At 72.7% G+C, this 19,373-nt stretch carries 17 protein-coding genes and 1 tRNA gene; 11 read left to right on the top strand and 7 right to left on the bottom strand.

The window, feature by feature from the left end:
• Window positions 1-9: 9 nt before the first annotated feature.
• The 6 genes from ACIP5O_RS19195 to ACIP5O_RS19220 all read left to right on the top strand — a co-directional run bounded on the left by ACIP5O_RS19195 (window position 10) and on the right by ACIP5O_RS19220 (window position 4,331).
• Window positions 10-1,392, top strand: a complete 1,383-nt coding sequence (locus tag ACIP5O_RS19195) for a diaminopimelate decarboxylase (protein WP_401294767.1) — start codon at window positions 10-12, stop codon at window positions 1,390-1,392.
• Between the two features lie 47 nt (window positions 1,393-1,439).
• Entirely contained in the window at window positions 1,440-1,982 is a 543-nt protein-coding gene (locus ACIP5O_RS19200; protein ID WP_401294769.1) for an SRPBCC family protein, read from the top strand.
• Between the two features lie 161 nt (window positions 1,983-2,143).
• Window positions 2,144-2,569 carry a hypothetical protein gene (locus ACIP5O_RS19205; RefSeq protein ID WP_401294771.1) on the top strand — a complete coding sequence of 142 codons (426 nt, stop codon included), beginning with the start codon at window positions 2,144-2,146 and terminating at the stop codon, window positions 2,567-2,569.
• Window positions 2,566-3,360 carry a transcriptional regulator gene (locus tag ACIP5O_RS19210; protein WP_401294773.1) on the top strand — a complete coding sequence of 265 codons (795 nt, stop codon included), beginning with the start codon at window positions 2,566-2,568 and terminating at the stop codon, window positions 3,358-3,360. Before ACIP5O_RS19205 ends, ACIP5O_RS19210 begins: the two co-directional genes overlap by 4 nt.
• Window positions 3,360-3,902, top strand: coding sequence for a roadblock/LC7 domain-containing protein (locus ACIP5O_RS19215; RefSeq protein WP_401294775.1), 543 nt, complete (start codon window positions 3,360-3,362; stop codon window positions 3,900-3,902). The genes ACIP5O_RS19210 and ACIP5O_RS19215 overlap by 1 nt, the downstream gene beginning before the upstream one ends.
• 57 nt (window positions 3,903-3,959) lie before the next feature.
• A complete protein-coding gene (locus ACIP5O_RS19220; protein ID WP_125667118.1) occupies window positions 3,960-4,331 on the top strand; it encodes a hypothetical protein in 372 nt (123 codons plus the stop codon).
• A gap of 67 nt (window positions 4,332-4,398) precedes the next feature.
• Here the strand turns inward: ACIP5O_RS19220 and ACIP5O_RS19225 are convergent, their stop codons facing one another.
• Together ACIP5O_RS19225 and ACIP5O_RS19230 are read right to left on the bottom strand one after the other, a co-directional pair.
• The gene (locus ACIP5O_RS19225; RefSeq protein WP_401294777.1) at window positions 4,399-5,259 is read right to left on the bottom strand and encodes a MurR/RpiR family transcriptional regulator; all 861 of its coding nucleotides are present in this window, start codon (window positions 5,257-5,259) and stop codon (window positions 4,399-4,401) included.
• Window positions 5,260-5,689: 430 nt separating this feature from the next.
• Window positions 5,690-7,078 carry a cystathionine beta-synthase gene (locus ACIP5O_RS19230; RefSeq protein WP_401294779.1) on the bottom strand — a complete coding sequence of 463 codons (1,389 nt, stop codon included), beginning with the start codon at window positions 7,076-7,078 and terminating at the stop codon, window positions 5,690-5,692.
• A gap of 103 nt (window positions 7,079-7,181) precedes the next feature.
• On the opposite strand from ACIP5O_RS19230, the gene ACIP5O_RS19235 reads away from it, so the two are divergent.
• The 3 genes from ACIP5O_RS19235 to ACIP5O_RS19245 all read left to right on the top strand — a co-directional run bounded on the left by ACIP5O_RS19235 (window position 7,182) and on the right by ACIP5O_RS19245 (window position 10,749).
• Entirely contained in the window at window positions 7,182-8,219 is a 1,038-nt protein-coding gene (locus tag ACIP5O_RS19235; RefSeq protein WP_401294781.1) for an SGNH/GDSL hydrolase family protein, read from the top strand.
• 227 nt (window positions 8,220-8,446) lie between these two features.
• Window positions 8,447-9,667, top strand: a complete 1,221-nt coding sequence (locus ACIP5O_RS19240; RefSeq protein ID WP_401294783.1) for an acetyl-CoA C-acetyltransferase — start codon at window positions 8,447-8,449, stop codon at window positions 9,665-9,667.
• Window positions 9,668-9,930: 263 nt separating this feature from the next.
• Window positions 9,931-10,749, top strand: a complete 819-nt coding sequence (locus tag ACIP5O_RS19245) for a hypothetical protein (protein WP_356543933.1) — start codon at window positions 9,931-9,933, stop codon at window positions 10,747-10,749.
• 14 nt (window positions 10,750-10,763) lie between these two features.
• Here ACIP5O_RS19245 and ACIP5O_RS19250 read toward each other — a convergent pair whose 3' ends face one another.
• The 4 genes from ACIP5O_RS19250 to ACIP5O_RS19265 form a co-directional block, all read right to left on the bottom strand.
• Window positions 10,764-11,093, bottom strand: coding sequence for a hypothetical protein (locus ACIP5O_RS19250; protein WP_356543935.1), 330 nt, complete (start codon window positions 11,091-11,093; stop codon window positions 10,764-10,766).
• A gap of 112 nt (window positions 11,094-11,205) precedes the next feature.
• Complete coding sequence (locus ACIP5O_RS19255) at window positions 11,206-12,108, bottom strand: Bax inhibitor-1/YccA family protein (RefSeq protein ID WP_383441996.1); 903 nt, start codon at window positions 12,106-12,108, stop codon at window positions 11,206-11,208.
• Between the two features lie 182 nt (window positions 12,109-12,290).
• Complete coding sequence (locus tag ACIP5O_RS19260; RefSeq protein WP_401294786.1) at window positions 12,291-13,739, bottom strand: DUF2079 domain-containing protein; 1,449 nt, start codon at window positions 13,737-13,739, stop codon at window positions 12,291-12,293.
• A 251-nt stretch (window positions 13,740-13,990) separates the two neighbouring features.
• A tRNA-Leu gene (locus ACIP5O_RS19265) sits at window positions 13,991-14,075 on the bottom strand.
• Between the two features lie 387 nt (window positions 14,076-14,462).
• On the opposite strand from ACIP5O_RS19265, the gene ACIP5O_RS19270 reads away from it, so the two are divergent.
• Window positions 14,463-15,233: an ABC transporter ATP-binding protein gene (locus tag ACIP5O_RS19270; protein WP_062754977.1), complete on the top strand. Its 771-nt coding sequence runs from the start codon at window positions 14,463-14,465 to the stop codon at window positions 15,231-15,233.
• Between the two features lie 82 nt (window positions 15,234-15,315).
• A complete protein-coding gene (locus tag ACIP5O_RS19275) occupies window positions 15,316-17,847 on the top strand; it encodes an ABC transporter permease (RefSeq protein ID WP_401294788.1) in 2,532 nt (843 codons plus the stop codon).
• A gap of 108 nt (window positions 17,848-17,955) precedes the next feature.
• Here the strand turns inward: ACIP5O_RS19275 and ACIP5O_RS19280 are convergent, their stop codons facing one another.
• A complete protein-coding gene (locus ACIP5O_RS19280) occupies window positions 17,956-19,257 on the bottom strand; it encodes a class I SAM-dependent methyltransferase (protein ID WP_401294790.1) in 1,302 nt (433 codons plus the stop codon).
• Between the last annotated feature and the right edge of the window lie 116 nt (window positions 19,258-19,373).

The following is a 19,373-nucleotide window of genomic DNA, read 5'->3' on the forward strand; positions in this document are numbered from 1 at the left end:
CATGACCCCATGGCCTCCTCCCGTCGCGATCTCGCCGTCCGCGCCTCCGTCGACCAAGGGCTCCTCTCCCCCGCCGAACCGGTCGTCGCCCTCCTCGACACCGCCGGCATCCGCACCTCCGCCGCCGCTCTGACCAGCGCCTTCGCCGCCGTCACCGACGCGCCCGTGCTGCACGCCTTCGCCGTGAAGGCCGCCCCGCTCGTCCCCGTCCTGCGCCTGCTCCACGAGGCCGGGCTCGGGGCCGAGGTGGCGAGCCCCGGCGAGCTGGCCCTCGCCCGCGCCGCCGGGATCCCGCCGGAGCGCACCGTGCTCGACTCCCCCGCCAAGACCCCGGCCGAGCTGCGCCAGGCCCTCGCGCTCGGAGTCGCGGTCAACGCCGACAACCTCCAGGAGCTGGCCAGGATCGACGCGCTCACGGCCGCCGCGCCCACCACCTCACCCCTCGGCCTCCGGGTGAACCCCCAGGTCGGAGCCGGTTCCATCGGCGCGCTCTCCACCGCGACCGCCACCTCCAAGTTCGGCGTGGCGCTGCGCGACGAGGGCGCCCGCAAGGCCGTCGTCCAGGCCTATCTGGAGCGCCCCTGGCTGACCCGGCTGCACACCCACACCGGCTCCCAGGGCGTGCCGCTCGCCCTGATGGCACAGGGGGTCGGGGAGGCGTACGCGCTCGCCGAGGAGATCAACCGGACCGCCGGGCGGCAGCAGGTCGACGCCCTCGACATCGGCGGCGGACTGCCGGTGAACTTCGCCTCCGACGAGGAGACGCCGACGTACGCGGAGTACGCGCGGCTGCTCGCCGCCACCGTCCCCGGGCTCTTCGACGGCCGCTACCGTCTGGTCACCGAGTTCGGGCGCTCACTTCTGGCCAAACACGGGACGGTCCTCTCCCGGGTGGAGTACACCAAGACCTCCGGGGGCCGCCCGATCGCCGTCACCCATGCGGGCGTGCAGCTCGCCACCCGTACGGTCTACGCCCCCGACTCCTGGCCGCTGCGCGTCCTCGCGTACGACTCCGAGGGCCGGCCCCGCACCGGGGAGACCGCCGTCCAGGACGTGGCGGGCCCCGCCTGCTTCGCCGGGGACCTGATCGCCACGGGCCGCGAGCTGCCGCTGCTGCGCCCGGGGGACGTGGTGGCGGTGCCGGACACCGGCGCGTACTGCTTCGTCCACCACTACGCGTACAACAGCCTGCCCCGGCCGGGGATCCACGGCTTCGCCGTGGCCGGTGACGGGACGGTGGCGTTCACGCCCGTGCGCAGGCCCCAGACGCTCGACGAGATCGTCGCCGAGGCGGGCGGGGACCTGGCGGACGCGCTGGTGGGCCCACCGGTCGGCCCGGCCGGGCCGGCCGGGCGCAAGGGTCGAACAGAAAGAGGGCCGACAGTCCGGTAGCGCCGCCCCCGCGCCCCGGGTTCCATGGGGACATGAGTGGTGAAGGCATGACCGGAACGGGTGCGGACGGCACCTCCGTCGTCGTCGAGCGCCGGGTCGCCGCCTCCCCCGGCCGGGTCTGGGAGGCGATCACCGACCTGCCGGAGCTGCCCCGCGTCCTGACCGGCGTCCGGAAGGTGGAGGTGCTCACCCCGGGCGGCTTCGGCGTGGGCACGCGCTGGCGCGAGACCCGGCGGATGCTGGGCCGGGAGGCCACCGAGGAGATGACCGTGACCGCGTGCGAGCCGCCCGACCGGTACGTCACGGTCGCCGACTCCCACGGCATGCACTACGTCTCCGAGCTCACCCTCACGCCGGACGTGACCGGGCCCGGACCCGACGGACCCGGACCCGCTCCTGACGGGACCCGTCCCACCCCCGCCGGGACCGGGTCCACCGTCCTCCGCATGACCTTCTCCGCCAGGCCCGCGCACGGGCGCGCCCCCGGCGCCCTCGGCCGGCTGCTCGCCCGCTTCGGGGCGAAGGCCGTCGCCAAGGCGCTCGCGAAGGACCTGTCGGACGTCGCGAACGCCGTGGAGACACGGGCCTGACGGGCCCACCACATCCGGCCGCCCCGGGCAAGGGATCAATTTCCGTCAGACCCGGGCATGTTCCGATGGAAAATGCCAGAACCCCTCCCCCGGAGCGGAACGTTCAGTAGCGTCACCGTTACTGCCGCACGTTCGCACGCCGCATCGGGAGGGGAATCCGCGTGCCCGGAATCGACGAGTGCCTGACGGAGGCCATGACCCTACCGGGTGCTCGGGGCGCCTCCCTGGTCGACTGGACCAGCGGCCTCGCACTGGGAACGGCGGGCGAGTCGCCCGTCGGGGACCACGAGACCACGGCCGCCGAGACCGCCGAACTGGCCCGCTCGGCGGCCGAATTCGACACCTTCCTGGCGACGGACGACGACGCGGGAGGAACGGGCGGGGCCGGAGGGGCGGAGAAGGACGGAGGGCCTCCCGTCGAGGACCTGATCGTCACCACCCGGGCCGGGTACCACGTCCTCCGCTTCGTCGAGACCTCCTTCGACAGCAGCGTCTTCCTCCACCTCTGGCTCGACCGCGACACCGGCAACCTCGCCCTCGCCCGCATGAGACTCCGCGACATAGCCGAGAAGCTGGTCCTCGGATGAGCGCGGTCGCCACCCCCGTCTCCCCGATGCTGGTCCGGCTCGCCGCCGAGAAGGCCACCGGGGCCCTGCTGCGCGACCACGGCACGCTCTACCTGGTGGACGGCCGGGTGGTGCACGCCGAGAGCCCCGCCTCCCCCGGCGTCGACATCCTCCTCACCACCGGCGGCCGGCTGCCCCGGGAGAACTGGGACGAGGCCGTCGACCGGGCCGGCGCCCACCGCGCGGTCGGCCGCTTCCTCGTCGACAGCGGCCGGCTCCAGGACGGGGAGCTGGAGATCTGCCACCTCGGCGCCGTCTTCGACGCGGCCTTCTTCGCCCTCTCCCCCACCAGCGGCCCGACCCGCTTCCGGTACGGGGTGGGGCACTGGTTCGGCACGGTGCGGCCGGTCTCGGCCGAGGCCGTCGAGCGCGAGACCGTCCGCCGCCGCGAACTCCTCGACGCCGTCTGGCCGTACCCCACGGTGGACACCGCCCCGGTCGTCCCCCGCCCCGCCGCCCCCGGCCAGACCGTGGGGGCGCGGCAGCGCGCCCTGCTCGCGGCGGCCGACGGCGAGCGGACCCCGGCGGAGCTGGCCCGGCTGCTCGGCCGCCCCGCCTTCCACACGCTCCTCGACGTCCGGCGGCTCGCCGCCGCCGGACTCGTCGAGACCCCGCTCAGCCCCGACCCCGACCCCGACCCCGACCCCGTGTCACCGGTACCGGTACCGGCCCTCCTGCCGGTCCTGCCGGTGCCCGATCCCGACATCGCCCTGCTGCGCCGGCTCCGTGACGCCCTGGAGGCACACCTGTGATGAGGCGTGCCCTGCGCATGCGCGCCGAGAGGAGACAGCTCATGACGGCAGAAGCCGAGGTCCTCGGCGAGCTGAGACGGCTGCGGGCGCGGCTGCCCCAGCTCACCGGGGCCCTCGCGGCCAGCGCCGACGGCCTGGTCCTGGCCCACGACACCGTGGACGGCGAGGCCGAGAGCGTGGCCGCGCTGACCGCGGCGGCGCTCGGCGTCGGCCAGCGCCTGACCGACTCCACCGGTCAGGGCCGCTTCCGCGAACTGCTCGTACGCGGCGAGAGCGGCTACGTGGCGACGTACGCGGCGGGCGGCTCGGCCGTCCTGACGCTGCTCGCGGAGCCCCGGATCAACGTGGGGCGGCTCCACCTGGAGGCGCGCCGCTCCAGCGCCCGGATAGGCGAGCTGGTCGACGGGGCCCTGGAGCGCAGGGAGCCGAACCGGCTCGGCCAGCTCCCGCCCCCGTACCCGGGGAAGCCCCCGCACCCCGGGCGGCCCCCGCACCCCGCCGGGCCCCCGGTCCGTGAGGTCCGGAGCCCCGGGACCCCGTGACCCCAGGGCCTCGTGACCCCGTAAACCCGTAACCCCAGAAGGAAGAAGTACGACACCATGGCGAACACCGAGACCTCCCTCAAGGAAGCGGCCTCCATCGACGGCGCGATCGGCGCTGCCCTCGTCGACTACACCAGCGGCATGGCGCTCGGCACGATCGGCGGCGGCAAGGAGCTCGACCTGAACGTGGCCGCGGCCGGCAACACCGACGTCGTGCGGGCCAAGGTCCGGGCAATGGAGATGCTGGGGCTCAACGACGAGATCGAGGACATCCTCATCACCCTCGGCACCCACTACCACCTGATCCGGCTGCTCAAGGGGCGCAACACCAACGGCCTCTTCCTCTACCTGGCCCTGCACAAGGACCGGGCGAACCTGGCGATGGCCCGCCACCAGCTCAAGAAGATCGAGGCCGAGCTGGACGTCTGACGGCCGGGGGGCCGCCCCCGCCCTCTCACTACGCCGAGCACCTGCTCGGCACCCGCCCAGCACTCGCCTACTCGACGAACAGGCCCCGCGCCGCCGCCTTCGCGTCGAACTCCTCCAGGCGCGCCTGCGCGTCGGGGAGTTCGTCGGCCATGGCCTCCAGGAGGACCCGGCCGAGCATCATGGGGGCGCAGGCGGTGTCGAAGGCGAGCCCGGTGCCGACGGCGGCCGGGATCAGCAGGTCGCTGTGGGCGGCGACGGGCGCGAACGCCGAGTCGGCGACGGTCACGACCGCGAGCCCGGCCGCCCGCGCGTACGCGAGCGCCTCGACGACCTCGCGCGGGTGCCGGGGCAGCGCGAAGCAGAGCAGGGCCGTGGCCCCGGCCCGTACGGCCGCGTCGACGCGGTCCGTGAGCATCGAGCCGCCCTCGTCGAGGAGCCGTACGTCCGGGTGCACCTTGGCGGCGAAGTAGGCGAAGCCGCGCGCCTGCGAGGAGGCGGCCCGCAGTCCGAGCACGGGCAGCGGGCGGGAGCGGGCGAGCAGCCGTCCGGCCCGCTCGACGGGCCCGGGGTCGGCGAGCAGTCCGGCGAGGTGCCGGAGGTTCTCGATCTCGGCGAGCACGGCCTGCTGGTACTCGTTGAACGCCTCGCCCCCGAGGCCCGCTCCGTCCCCGGCCCCGGAGCCGGCCTCGGGGGGCGCGACCTCGCGCAGGTGGCGCCGGAGCGCCGGGTACCCGTCGAAGCCGAGGGCGACGGCGAAGCGGGTGACGGAGGGCTGGCTGACCCCGGCGAGCTCGGCCAGCTCCACGCTGGACAGGAACGGCACGTCCCCGGCGCGCCGCACCATGCAGTGCGCGATCCGCCGCTGGGTCGGCGTCAGCCGGTGCCCCTCGAAGAGGGCCTGGAGCCGGCCGGCCGGGCTGTCGCTCACGTCGCCCTCCCCTTCCACTTATTCACTCACCCAAGACTCTGCATAAGGATATGCACGATCGCGGGCGGGCGAGGGCGGAAAAGAGGAGGAGAAGAGGACACGGAAAAGACACGGGAAGGGCCCCCCGCCGCTGCGAGGGGCCCTTCCGCGGAGCTTGGCGCGGGGACCGCCGCACCCCCGTTGCCGGGGGGCGGGACGACGGCGGTCCCCGCGAGGGACACGGGCCCGGGTCAGGGCCGGTCCGCGTCCGCGGCGTCTCTGGAGGCCCGGGAGCCGCTCCGGAAGTCCGTGACGCCGACGAGGAACAATCTGCCGGACCCGTGTTAAGCGGGTGCTGCGCGGACGTGTCGCGCTCGTACCAGTTGCGCGAACTCGTCCGCGCGGCCCGCCCCCGGACCCGCCCCGCGGCGCCGTACGCCCGCCCCCGGGACTACTTCGCGGCGCCGCCCGCCAGGAAGGCGAGCAGGTCCTGGCGGCTGACGACGCCGGTCGGCTTGCCCTCGACCAGGACGATCGCCGCGTCGGCGGACTCGCCCAGGACGGCCACGAGGTCCTCGACCGGCTCGCCGGAGCCGACCTGCGGCAGCGGCGCGCTCATGTGCCGCTCCAGGGCGTCCTCCAGGGAGGCCCGCTCGGTGAAGAGGGCGTCGAGCAGCTCGCGCTCGACGACCGAGCCGACGACCTCGGCGGCCATGACGTCGGGGTGGCCGGCGCCCGGCTTCACGATGGGCATCTGGGAGACGCCGTACTCGCGCAGCACCTCGATGGCCTGGCCGACGGTCTCGTCCGGGTGCATGTGGACGAGGGAGGGCAGGCCGCCCTCCTTGTGGCGCAGGACGTCGGCGACGGTGGCGGAGGAGGTGTTCTCCAGGAAGCCGTAGTCGGCCATCCACTCGTCGCTGAAGATCTTGGACATGTAGCCGCGGCCGGAGTCCGGGAGCAGCACGACCACGACGTCGTCGGGGCCGAGGCCGCGGGCGACCTCCAGGGCCGCGACCACGGCCATGCCGCAGGAGCCGCCGACGAGGAGGCCCTCCTCCTTGGCGAGGCGGCGGGTCATCTGGAAGGAGTCCTTGTCGGACACGGCCACGATCCCGTCGGCGACCTTCCGGTCGTACGCGCTGGGCCAGAAGTCCTCGCCGACGCCCTCGACCAGGTACGGACGGCCCGAGCCGCCCGAGTAGACGGAGCCCTCGGGGTCGGCGCCGATGACCTTGACGGCGCCGCCGCTGGCCTCCTTGAGGTAGTTGCCCGTGCCGGAGATGGTGCCGCCGGTGCCGACGCCCGCGACGAAGTGGGTGATCTTCCCGTCCGTCTGCTCCCACAGCTCGGGACCGGTGGTCTCGTAGTGCGAGCGCGGGTTGTTCGGGTTGGAGTACTGGTCGGGCTTCCAGGCGTTCGGCGTCTCGCGCACGAGCCGGTCCGAGACGTTGTAGTACGAGTCCGGGTGCTCCGGGTCGACGGCCGTGGGGCAGACGACGACCTCGGCGCCGTACGCGCGCAGCACGTTGATCTTGTCGAGCGACACCTTGTCGGGGCAGACGAAGATGCACTTGTAGCCCTTCTGCTGGGCCACGATCGCCAGGCCGACGCCGGTGTTGCCCGACGTGGGCTCGACGATGGTGCCGCCGGGCTTCAGCTCGCCGCTGCGCTCGGCCGCCTCGATCATCCGCAGGGCGATCCGGTCCTTGACCGACCCGCCGGGGTTGAAGTACTCGACCTTGGCCAGGACGGTCGCCTGGATGCCCTCTGTGACGTGGTTGAGCTTCACCAGCGGGGTGTTGCCGACGAGGCTGATCATCGAGTCGTGGAATTGCACCGTAATCTCCGGGGTCTCCGTAATGGTGTGGCCAGCGTATGCGTAGTCGGAGCGGGTTACGGGGCAGTTACACCCTGAACGGCTTGAAGGAGGTGACGGCCCCATGTCCAGGGCGAGGGTGGCGCGGCGGATCGCGGCGGGTGCGGCGTACGGCGGTGGGGGCATCGGGCTCCTCGGGGTCGCGGCGGTGGGGGTCCTCCTGGCCGAGGCGCACATCGCGAAGCGGACCGTGGGGGGCGGGGCGGCCCCGCTGCCGCCCGCGGCGGACGGGCTCTACGGGCGGGCGTTCGGGACGGAGGACCCGCTGCGGCTGGCCCTTCTGGGTGATTCCACGGCGGCGGGCCAGGGGGTGCGCCGCACCGGTCAGACCCCGGGCGCGCTGCTCGCCTCGGGGCTCGCGGCGGTGGCGGAGCGGCCGGTGCTGCTGCGGAACGTGGCCCTGTCGGGGGCGCGCTCGGACGACCTGGAGCGGCAGGTGTCGCTGCTGCTCTCGCAGCCCCTGGGGCCGCCGGACGTGTGCGTGGTCATGATCGGGGCGAACGACGTGACGCACCGGCTGCCGGCGACGGAGTCGGTGCGGCTCCTGGCGGCGGCGGTGCGGCGGCTGCGGACGGCGGGCTCGGAGGTGGTCGTCGGCACCTGCCCGGATCTGGGCACGATCGAGCCGGTCTACCAGCCCCTGCGCTGGCTGGCCCGGCGGGCGTCGCGGCAGCTCGCGGCGGCGCAGACGATCGTGGTGGTGGAGCAGGGCGGACGGACGGTGTCGCTCGGCGACCTGCTGGGTCCGGAGTTCGCGGCGAACCCGCGCGAGATGTTCGGGGTGGACAGCTTCCACCCGTCGGCCGAGGGGTACGCGACGGCGGCGATGGCCGTCCTGCCGACGGTCTGCGCGGTGCTCGGCGTGTGGCCGGAGGCGGACCGCCTGGAGCCGGCGCGGCGGGAGAACATGCTGCCGGTGGCGAAGGCCGCGGCCGAGGCGGTACGGGAGGCGGGCACCGAGGTCACGGGCGCCCGCGCGCCCTGGGCCCTGCTCAAGCACCGCCGCAGGCGGCGCCTGCCGGTCCCGACGGAGGCGGCGGAGGCCCCGGCGGAGCCCTCCCCTTCGCCGGAGGCTCCCGCGTCGGAGGCTCCCGCCAACTGATCGCCCGCCGGGAGCCGGGGGCCCTGCGACCCCAGGGCCCGGCAGCCCTGCGACCCCGGAGCCCCGGGAACAAAGCCCCGGCGGGCGCCGTTCCCGAGGAGGGCCCCCTTCCTGAGCGCCCGCTTAGAAAAGAGGTCCGCATCACACGCCCGGCCCGGTGACCCCGTGCGGTACGTACGGGTAACTTCCCTTTCAGTCCGCTCACTCCGCACCCTCATGGAGCCGTGATGCCCGAAGCCGTGATCGTCTCGACCGCCCGTTCCCCCATCGGCCGGGCCTTCAAGGGCTCCCTGAAGGACCTGCGCCCGGACGACCTCACCGCGACCATCGTCCAGGCCGCCCTGGCGAAGGTGCCCGAGCTGGACCCGCGCGACATCGACGACCTGATGCTGGGCTGCGGTCTGCCCGGTGGCGAGCAGGGCAACAACCTGGGCCGGATCGTGGCCGTGCAGATGGGCATGGACCACCTGCCGGGCTGCACGGTCACCCGTTACTGTTCCTCCTCGCTCCAGACCTCCCGGATGGCGCTCCACGCGATCAAGGCGGGCGAGGGCGACGTGTTCATCTCGGCCGGCGTCGAGATGGTCTCCCGCTTCACCAAGGGCAACTCGGACTCCCTGCCCGACACGCACAACCCGCTCTTCGCCGAGGCCGAGGCCCGCACCGCCGAGGTCGCCGCCTCCGAGGGCTCCACCTGGCACGACCCGCGCGAGGACGGCCTCGTCCCCGACGCGTACATCGCCATGGGCCAGACCGCCGAGAACCTGGCCCGCTGGAAGGGCATCGGCCGCCAGGAGATGGACGAGTTCGGCGTGCGGTCGCAGAACCTCGCCGAGCAGGCCATCAAGAACGGCTTCTGGGAGCGCGAGATCACCCCGGTGACGCTGCCGGACGGCACGGTCGTCTCGGCGGACGACGGCCCCCGCGCGGGCGTCACCCTGGAGGGCGTGCAGGGCCTCAAGCCGGTCTTCCGCCCCGACGGCCTGGTCACCGCCGGCAACTGCTGCCCGCTCAACGACGGCGCCGCCGCCCTGGTGATCATGTCCGACACCAAGGCCCGCGAGCTCGGCCTGACCCCGCTGGCCCGGATCGTCTCCACCGGCGTCTCCGGCCTCTCCCCCGAGATCATGGGCCTCGGCCCGGTCGAGGCGTCGAAGCAGGCCCTCAAGCGCGCCGGCCTGACGATCGACGACATCGACCTGGCCGAGATCAACGAGGCCTTCGCCGCCCAGGTCATCCCGTCCTACCAGGAGCTGGGCCTCGACCTGGACAAGGTGAACGTCAACGGCGGCGCCATCGCCGTCGGCCACCCCTTCGGCATGACCGGCGCCCGCATCACCGGCACCCTGATCAACGGCCTCCAGTTCCACGACAAGCAGTTCGGCCTGGAGACCATGTGCGTCGGCGGCGGCCAGGGCATGGCCATGGTCATCGAGCGCCTGAGCTGACGCCCGGCACCCGGCGCGCGTCCCCCGGCCCCTGTGGGGTCAACCACGTCGCGTCCCAGCCGTGACCGAATCTCCCCCAGGATGTGACCTACGTCCCGGGGGAGTTCGTTTTCCCAGGTCAGAGCGGTTTCGGGACGAAACGCCTGGCTGAAATACCTGTCCAATTCGTGACGTAATGCACTGACAGCGGCCCCCACCTCACGACAAGCTGAGGTAGGAAGTCGGGGGATCGACTCGGAATCGGGAGTACGTCAGTGAGCGCCATGCCTCTTGCCCTGCTGCTGACCACGGCCGCCGCCACGGCCGTGGGCGCTGCCGCCCTGCACGCCGTCCACGGTCTCCGCAAGCAGGTCACCGCCCTGCGGCGCGAGCTGGCCGCCGGGCACGGCGTCACGGTCCCCGCGGCCCGCGCCACACCCGCCGCAGAGATACGGGCCGCGGTCGCGGAGGCCCTGGCCGAGGAGCGCGAGCGCGAGCTGGCCGAGGCGCGGGCCTTCTGGGCCGCGCAGGAGGCCCGGGACGCCGCCGACGCCCCGTCCCTGCTCGGCGGTCTCGGCGGACCGGCCGAGGACGGCTCCTTCTTCGTGCCGCGCCAGAGCGACTTCGTGGGCCTGGAGGCGATGGCCCTGGAGGCCATGGAGTCCGAGGCGGCGGCGCTCGACGGCGCGGCGGAGCCGGTGGACGAGTTCCCCGAGGACTCCCCGGAGCTGGCCGCGGCCCGGCGCCGGCACCCCTCGCACCCGGACTTCGTGCCGGTGCAGACCCCGGTCGTCACCGACCACGAGCGGACGGTGGCGCGCCTGGAGGAGCTGGCCGACACGCGCACGGCCCTGACCGACGTCCGCCCGGGCCCGCTCGGCACCCTGGACGTGTACGTCTTCGCGGACGGCACCACGCTCTGCATGACCCCGGGGCACCGCGAGACCGCGGAGCGCCTCGCGGAGGCCCTGCGCGCGGGCCGCACTCCGGTCCTGCTCGGCGGCTCGGGCGTCTCCGGCGCCTTCGCCCTGACCTTCTCGTACGGCGACACGGACGAGGAGAACGTCTACATCCTCGCGGACCGCGTGATCGCGTCCCTGTAGCCCCCGGCGCGGCTCTACAGCCCCGAGCGCTCCGCCGCCCCCCGTACGAGCCCCACGGCCTCGTCCAGCTCTCCCTCGCGGGAGCCGGCCGGGGCCGTTCGCAGTGCCTCGGCCAGGTCGCTCCCGGCCACCACGAGCTGGTCGGCCACCGTGAAGATCCCGGCGTCCGGCATGGTCCTCGGCTCCCGGTCCGGGTCCTCGACGCGCTGCGCGCGCGCCGCGAGCTCCCGGGCGAGGGCGAGCCCCTCGGCCGCCGCGCCCCGCTGGAGGCGGCTCTGCGGGGCGGCCCGCAGCCGGTCGGCGAACCGCTCCACGGCGGTGGTCAGGTCACTCGTATCAAGCACCCCGCGACCCTACGCGTCGCCCCGGGCCGCCCGCCAACGGACCGGGGAACGCGGAAGGGCCCGCCCGGCACACCGCCGGACGGGCCCCTCCCCCCGAGTCGGGGGTGGTGCGTCAGTCGTCGCCCTGGAGGATCGACAGCAGACGCAGCATCTCCAGGTAGATCCACACCAGGGTCATGGTGAGGCCGAAGGCGGCCAGCCAGGCCTCCTCGCGCGGCGCGCCGTAGGTCACGCCGTCCTCGACCTGCTTGAAGTCGAGGGCGAGGAAGCAGGCGCCCAGGATGATCCCGATGACGCCGAACAGGATGCCGAGGCCGCCGCTGCGGAAGCCGAGGCCGTCGCCGCCCGCGAAGACGGCGAACAGCAGGTTGGTCACCATGAGGAGCATGAAGCCCATCGCGGCGGCCATCACGAAGCCGTAGAAGCGCCGGTTGACCCGGATCCAGCCCAGCTTGTAGGCGATGAGCACGCCGGCGAAGACCGCCATGGTGCCCAGGACCGCCTGGATGACGACGCCGTCGGCGATGTACGTCGAGACGGCGGCCGAGATCACGCCGAGGAAGACGCCCTCGAAGGCGGCGTAGGACAGGATCAGCGCGGGCGACGGCTTGCGCTTGAAGGACTGCACCAGCGACAGGACGAGGGCGACCAGGGCGGCGCCGATGGCGATGCCGTAGGACTTGCCCAGGTTCGCCGGGTCGACCGGCAGCAGGAGCCAGGACAGGACGGCGGTGAGCACGACCGTGCCGAGCGTCATGGCCGTGCGGCTCACGACGTCGTCGATCGTCATCACGTTGCCGCGGGCCTGCTGCGGGGCGCCGAGCTGCGTGTCCTGCGGGGCGTACGGGTTGGTCGCGTACGGGTTCGTCGCGTCCCCGGCGTACGGGTTGCCGGTGGCGTACGGGTTGGTTCCGACGGCGGGGCCCCCGGCCTGCGGCTGCTGCGCGTTGAAGCCCGCGTAGCCGTTGTCGCGGCTGAACCCCCGTCGCGAGAAGACCGGGTTGCTGCTCCTCATCTCACTCCTCCATGGCGGACCGCACGGCGCGGCCTTGCGTCAAGGGTAATGCGTAGGCAAAAGAAACTCCCTAGTGCTCGGGGAGGATCTTTCCCTCATCTTCCCGCTCTTCCTCTCCGGAGTCGCGAGGTGTACGCGCCCTCTCCGGAAGGGGCCGCCGGGGGCCGGTCCGGGTCCGGACCTCAGGGTCGTCCAGCAGGGGCGTCGGCCCTCTCCAGCAGGGTTATCCCGTTTCGGCGCTCGACGATCCGGTAGCCGGGGACCTGCGGGGCGGACGATTCCAGGGACGTCCCGGTCGCGCATTCCGGGTCGGACGGATCGGTGTCGTCGTAGACCATCCACCGGGGCGCTTCCTCCGGCGCGAAGGAACGCGGGAAGAGGCAGACCTCGCTGACGGTGGTCCGGTACGCGAGCTGGGCCGCGAGGCGATTGGACGCGGCCACCGTGGCGCCGTCGGGGATCCTGCCGAGGATTTCGTCGGTCACCCTCACGTGCTCGGACGCGACCCATGTCCGCGGCAGCACGAGTTCGTGGAACGGGGAGGTGAAGAAGGTGACGGCGGTGGCCACCGCCCCGATCACGCCGGCGTGCAGGAGCCGGCGGGTGACCGTCCGCCCCGAGGCGACCGCGTGGACCGCCGCGGCGAAGGCGACCGGCATGAGGATCGCGCTGTAGTGGAAGTCCATTCCCCAGTAGTTGGGGAAATCCGAGGTGAAGCGCCAGCCGAGCGTCGGGAGCATGACGACCAGGAGCGGGGAGCGGACCGCCAGGAATCCCGTGGGGGCGACGAGCATGAGCAGCGTGAGCCATTTGACCGGCGGCCAGAAGGTCGCCACGGCCTTTACCAGGAGGCTCTTCTCCTCGGGTTCCGCGGGCGGCCAGTAGGCGAACTCGCCGAGCGGATTGACGGAGGGCAGGACGACGAACATCGCGAGGGCCGTCGCCACGATCCCGAAGAGGGCGAGCAGGATTCCCGTGCGCCGGGGCCCCTTCCACGCGACGTACGCGCCGACCGCCGCCACCGTGAGCCCGAGGTCCTCCTTGACCAGGACCAGGGGGATCGCCCAGAGGACGGCCGCGCGCCACTTCTCCCGTCCGGCGGCGCACACGGAGAACGCCAGGAGCGGGACGGCGAAGGCCACTTCGTGGAAGTCGAACTGGACGAGTTCCGCGATGCCCCAGGAGGCCCCGTAGGAAATGCCGATCCAGTAGGCGAATGCCCGGCCCCTGACCTCGTGGGCCCAGCGCGTGATCGGAAGGACGGAGAGCGCGACCAGGGCCGCCTGGCAGACCAGGAGCGTATAGCTCGACGGGAATGCCTTGTACACGGGCCCAAGAATCGCGAGGATCGGGTGGAAATGGTCCCCGAGCGCGTTGTAATCGGTTCCCTTGAGCGGCGCGTACGGGGCCGTGAAGCGCGCATAGGACTTCACTATCTGGGTGAAGATCCCCAAGTCGTACCCGGTCGTGAGGTGTATCGCGTGCCGCCGTGCGGACAGCGTGAGATACACCAGGAAGAAAAGCCCGGAAAGGAGGAGAGCGGGCTTCGGGAACCGCCGCTCCGCGGCCTCCGGCGCTTTCTCCCGACGCGCCGTACCACCCCCTTCCGGTGCGCGCCGCTGAGTGGGCACTACCGAAAGGTTCAGGATATTCATGTCGGCATGAGAACCTAACAGGAGGCGGAGGGGCCCTTAGGGTAACAGGGGCCGATCGGCGGCCTCCTGGCCACGGCGGCGCCCCGGCGGGCGGGCCGGCCGGGACGGCGGAACGGAACGATCCGCTCCGTAAGCGCGGCAGGTCGGGACGAGGAGGACGCCCTCCGAGCCCCCGGGAGGGCCGGCGGCGGACGGGCGTCCCCGCCGGTCGGCGGCACTGTCGTCGATGGTGCCCGGAACCGGACTCGAACCGGTACGGCCCGAAGGCCAGCGAGGTTTAAGCTCGCCGTGTCTGCATTCCACCATCCGGGCGTCGCGATGCTCCGCGTTGGCACATGAGCCTATCGGGGCGCTTCCCTCGTTCAGCGGAACGTCGCTCCCGATGTTGTCTTATTTTATTGAGGCCTGAGGGTGCGTCAGTGCAGGTGGAGGCCTTTTCGCCGAACTGTGACCGGGGTCGCAGGCGCAAACCGGCACCCCAGGGATGACGAAAAGTCGTCGCATTTGTGTCACCTTGGCCCGGCGTCCCCCGCCCGGCGGCTCTCAGGGATCCGGTCATACCTCAGGAGGAGGCCCCGGGACCCCGGTCCGACTCCAGACTGCCCCGGGAACGGGCACGTGGACGGACGTGCCGGTGCGGAACGCCCGAGACGATGGAGGGGTTCCCGCAACAGCCCCGCAGTGACAGGAGTCCTCCTCGTGACCACCTCCCCCACCGTGTCCCGCGCCACCGCGGTGGCCGCCCGCGCCACGGATCTCACGAAGGTCTACGGACAGGGCGAGACCCAGGTGGTCGCGCTCGACCACGTCACCGTGGACTTCCGGCAGGGCGAGTTCACCGCCATCATGGGCCCCTCCGGCTCCGGCAAGTCGACGCTCATGCACTGCGTCGCCGGCCTGGACTCCTTCTCCTCCGGCTCGGTGCGGATCGGCGAGACCGAGCTGTCCACCCTCAAGGACAAGCACCTCACCCAGCTGCGCCGGGACAAGATCGGCTTCATCTTCCAGGCCTTCAACCTGCTGCCGACGCTGACGGCCATGGAGAACATCACGCTGCCGATGGACATCGCGGGCCGCAAGGCCGACAAGCAGTGGGTCCAGCAGGTCATCGACATGCTCGGCCTCTCCGGCCGGCTCACCCATCGCCCCACCGAGCTCTCCGGCGGCCAGCAGCAGCGCGTGGCCGTGGCCCGCGCGCTCGCCTCGCGCCCCGAGATCATCTTCGGCGACGAGCCGACCGGAAACCTGGACTCGCGCTCCGGCGCCGAGGTCCTCGGCTTCCTGCGCAACTCGGTGCGCGAGCTGGGCCAGACCGTCGTCATGGTCACCCACGACCCCGTCGCCGCCTCCTACGCGGACCGCGTGATCTTCCTCGCGGACGGCCGGATCGTCGACGAGATGCTGAGCCCGACGGCGGACGGCGTGCTCGACCGCATGAAGGCCTTCGACGCCAAGGGCCGTACGAGCTGACGCCGCGAGAGCCGGCTCCGTAGCGCGGCCTCCGCGCCCCCGACCTCCGTCCGCCCCACCCTCCGTTCAGGACACACACCCCATGTTCCGTACCGCCCTGCGCAACGTCCTCGCGCACAAGGCGAGACTGCTGATGACCGTCCTCGCCGTGATGCTCGGCGTGGCCTTCGTCTCCGGCACCCTCGTCTTCACCGACACCCTCTCCCAGGCCTTCCGCAACCAGTCCGCGAAGAGCTACGACGACGTCGCCGTCGCCGTCGAGATGCACCCCGACGCCGAGCAGGCCCGGAAGGCCCCCGGCCTCTCCCAGAAGGACGTCGACGAGGTCGCCGGGCTCGACGGGGTCGCCTCCGTCGCCCCCCGCGTCGGCGGCTTCGCCGGCGTGCCCGACAAGAACGGCAAGCTGATCGGCGTCGGCTGGTCCAACAAGGGCACCAACTTCGCCCCCGGCAAGGACGGCAAGGACCGCGCGTACGCCTTCACGACGGGCGGCGGGCCGGTCCGCGACGGGCAGATCGCGCTCGACGAGGCCTCCGCCGGCAAGGGCGGCTACAAGGTCGGCGACACCGTCCGCGTGGCCACCAACGGCCCCGTGAAGGAGTACGTCCTCTCCGGCGTCTTCACCACCGAGGACGGCGCCGTCAACGCGGGCGGCAGCCTGGTCCTCTTCGACACCTCCGTCGCCCAGAAGCTCTACCTGAAGCCCGGGTACTTCCAGGAGCTGACCGTCACCGCCGCCCCCGGCGCGGACGCGGACAAGCTCCTCGACGAGGTCCTGAAGGTGGTCCCGAAGGCCGCCACCGCCCAGACCGGGCAGGCCCTCGCCGACCGGCAGGCCGAGGACATCGAGGCCGGGCTCGGCGCGCTCAACCAGGTCCTCCTGGGCTTCGCGGGCATCGCGCTCTTCGTCGGCGTCTTCCTGATCGCCAACACCTTCACGATGCTGGTCGCCCAGCGCACCAAGGAACTGGCCCTGATGCGCGCGGTCGGCGCCTCGCGCAAGCAGATCACCCGCTCCGTCCTCGCCGAGGCCGGACTGGTCGGCCTGGTCGCCTCGGCCGTCGGCCTCGTCCTGGGCATCGGCCTCGCGCTCGGGCTGCGGTCCGCCATGAACGCCTTCGACCTGAAGATCCCGGCCGGCGGCCTGGTCGTCGGCCCCGCCCCCGTCGTCTCCGCGTTCGCCGTCGGCGTCCTGATCACCATGCTCGCCGCCTGGCTGCCCGGCCGCCGCGCCGCGAAGATCCCGCCGGTCGCCGCCATGAACAGCGTGCACGCCACCGCGAGCACCAAGTCGCTCGTCCTGCGGAACTCCGTCGGCGCCGCGTTCACCGCGCTCGGCGTCGTCCTGATCGTGCTCGGCGCGGGCAAGGGCGGCGACGACGGCCGCATGCTCATCGCCGGCGGCGCGTTCCTCACCCTCATCGGCGTGATCGTCCTGATCCCGATGCTGTCGCGGCCCGTGATCGCCCTGATCCGCCCGCTCTTCGTCGGCCTCTTCGGGATCTCCGGCAAGCTCGCCGGCCTGAACGCGGTCCGCAACCCGCGCCGCACCGGCGCCACCGCCTCCGCGCTCGCCATCGGCCTGACCCTGGTCACCGGCCTCTCGGTGATCGGCGCGACCGTCGGCTCGGCCATCGACAGGATGACGGTCGACCAGATCAAGGCCGACTACATGGTCACCATGGCCAGCGGCGACAGCCTGGGCGAGGAGGCGCTCGCCGCCCTCGCGAAGGCCCCCGGCGTCACGGCCGTCTCCCCGCAGCAGGCCGGCGCCCTGGACATCAAGGGCAAGTTCGTCTCCGCCTCCGGCGTCACGCCCGGCGACATCGAGAAGGTCCTCAACCTCCACGTCGTGAACGGCTCGCTGGCCTCCCTGAAGCAGGGTCGGATCGCGGTGGCCGACGAGACCGCCGAGAAGCGCGGCCTGAAGGTCGGCGACACGGTCCCGGTCGAGTACGCGGACAAGGCCAAGGGGAAGCTGACCGTCGGCGCGATCTACGAGGAGAGCGAGTTCGTCTCCCCCGTCCTGATCGACCACAAGGTGATCGGGGCCCACGACCCGCAGGCCTACACCCCGCAGATCTTCGTCGCGATGGACGGCGGCGCCTCCGACGCCAACGCCGAGGCGCTGTCGAAGGCCATGGGCGACAACCCCGGCATCACCGTGATGAACCACAAGGACATCCGCGATGCCTTCGGCGGCCCGATCAACATGCTCCTGAACATCGTGTACGGGCTGCTCGGCATGGCCCTGATCATCGCCGTCCTCGGTGTGGTCAACACCCTCGCGATGTCCGTCTTCGAGCGCCAGCAGGAGATCGGCATGCTCCGCGCGATCGGTCTCGACCGGCGCCGGGTGAAGCGGATGGTCCGTCTGGAGGCCGTGGTCATCTCGGTGTTCGGCGCGGTCGTCGGCATCGGTCTCGGCGCGTTCCTCGGCTGGGCGATCGGCGAGACGTTCAAGAAGAGCCTGCCGGGCTACACGCTGGTGCTCCCCTGGGAGCGGATCGGGATCTTCCTGCTCCTGGCCGGTCTGGTCGGCGTCCTCGCCTCGCTGTGGCCGGCCCGCAGCGCGGCCCGCCTGAACATGCTCGCCGCCATCAAGGCCGAGTAGCCGTCCGGGCCGAGCAGCCGTCCGGGCCCAATGGGCACGGCACGCGCACCACCGGCGAAGGGCCGGTCTCCCATCCGGGAGGCCGGCCCTTCCCCGTATGTACGCGGGTCAGTCCGCCCCCTCGGTCCACGCCCGCGTCCGCAGCGGCAGCCCGCTCGTCCCCGATGCCGGGGTCTTCACGGCGAGGAACTGGTTCACGCCGATCCGGTTGCGCTCGAAGGAGACGGCGGAGGCGGCCATGTAGAGCCGCCAGACGCGGGCCCGGCCCGGGGAGACGAGCCGGACGGCCCGGTCCCAGTCCGCCTCCAGGTTCGCCACCCAGCGGCGCAGGGTCAGGGCGTAGTGCTCGCGGAGCGCCTCCACGTCCCGGACCTCGAAGCCGGCGTCCTCCAGGGTCGTCAGGGTGCGGCCCATGGGGGCGAGTTCGCCGTCGGGGAAGACGTACGCGTCGATGAAGGGGTCGATCGCGTAGGCGGCCTCGTCGGGCTCGGGGCGCCGGGAGATCTGGTGGTTGAGCAGCCGCCCGCCGGGCCTGAGGAGCCCGTACAGGACGTCGGCGTACTCCCGGTACTTCACGGCGCCGACGTGCTCGGCCATCCCGATCGAGGAGATCGCGTCGTACGGGCCGTCGGCGACGTCCCGGTAGTCCTGGACGCGGATCTCGATCCGGTCCGTCAGGCCCTCCTCGGCGATCCGCTTGCGGGCGTGGGCGGCCTGCTCGCGGGAGAGGGTGACGCCGACGACCCGGGCGCCGTACGCGCGGGCGGCGTGCAGGGCCATGGAGCCCCAGCCGCAGCCCACGTCGAGGAGCCGGTCGCCCTCCTTCAGGTCCAGCTTGCGGGCGACGAGGTCGAGCTTGGCGCGCTGGGCCTCCTCCAGGGTGCCGCCGGGGGTCCAGTAGGCGCACGAGTAGACCATCGAGGGGCCGAGGACCAGCTCGTAGAAGTCGTTGCCCACGTCGTAGTGGTGGCTGATCGCCTGCCGGTCGCGGCGTCTGGTGTGCCGGCCGCCGCTGCGGCCGCGGACCTCCTCGGCCGGCGGCGCCGGGGGCGGCACGGGTCCGGCGAGCCGCAGCAGGGAGCGGGCGGCGGCGCGCAGCCGGGGGTCGCGGGCGGCGGCGAACAGGCCCGGGGAGTCGCCGTCGCGCTCCCAGAGGAGTCCGGAGACCCGGTCCAGGACCTCGTACAGGTCCCCCTCGACGTCGAGCTCCCCGGCCACCCAGGCGCGGACCGCACCCAGTTCGCCGGGCTTCCAGATCATCCGGCGCAGGGCGCGGCGGTCGCGGACGATCAGGACGGGGGCGCCGGCGGGTCCGGCCTCGCTGCCGTCCCAGGCCCGCAGCCGGACCGGGAGCGGTCCTCCGAGGAGCTCTTCCGCGAGACTCGCCAGCCGCGACGCGGCGTCGGCCATGGTGCCCACCTCCGTGATCGGTGCTCCGGAAACGTCCGTCACCGAGGGAACACCGTCGGTGGGCACCGGCACTCCCGCCGTGGTGCAACGAGTCGGCAAAACACGCGAAGGGCCGC

This window comes from Streptomyces sp. NPDC088915 (assembly GCF_044749825.1).
GTDB lineage: Bacteria > Actinomycetota > Actinomycetes > Streptomycetales > Streptomycetaceae > Streptomyces.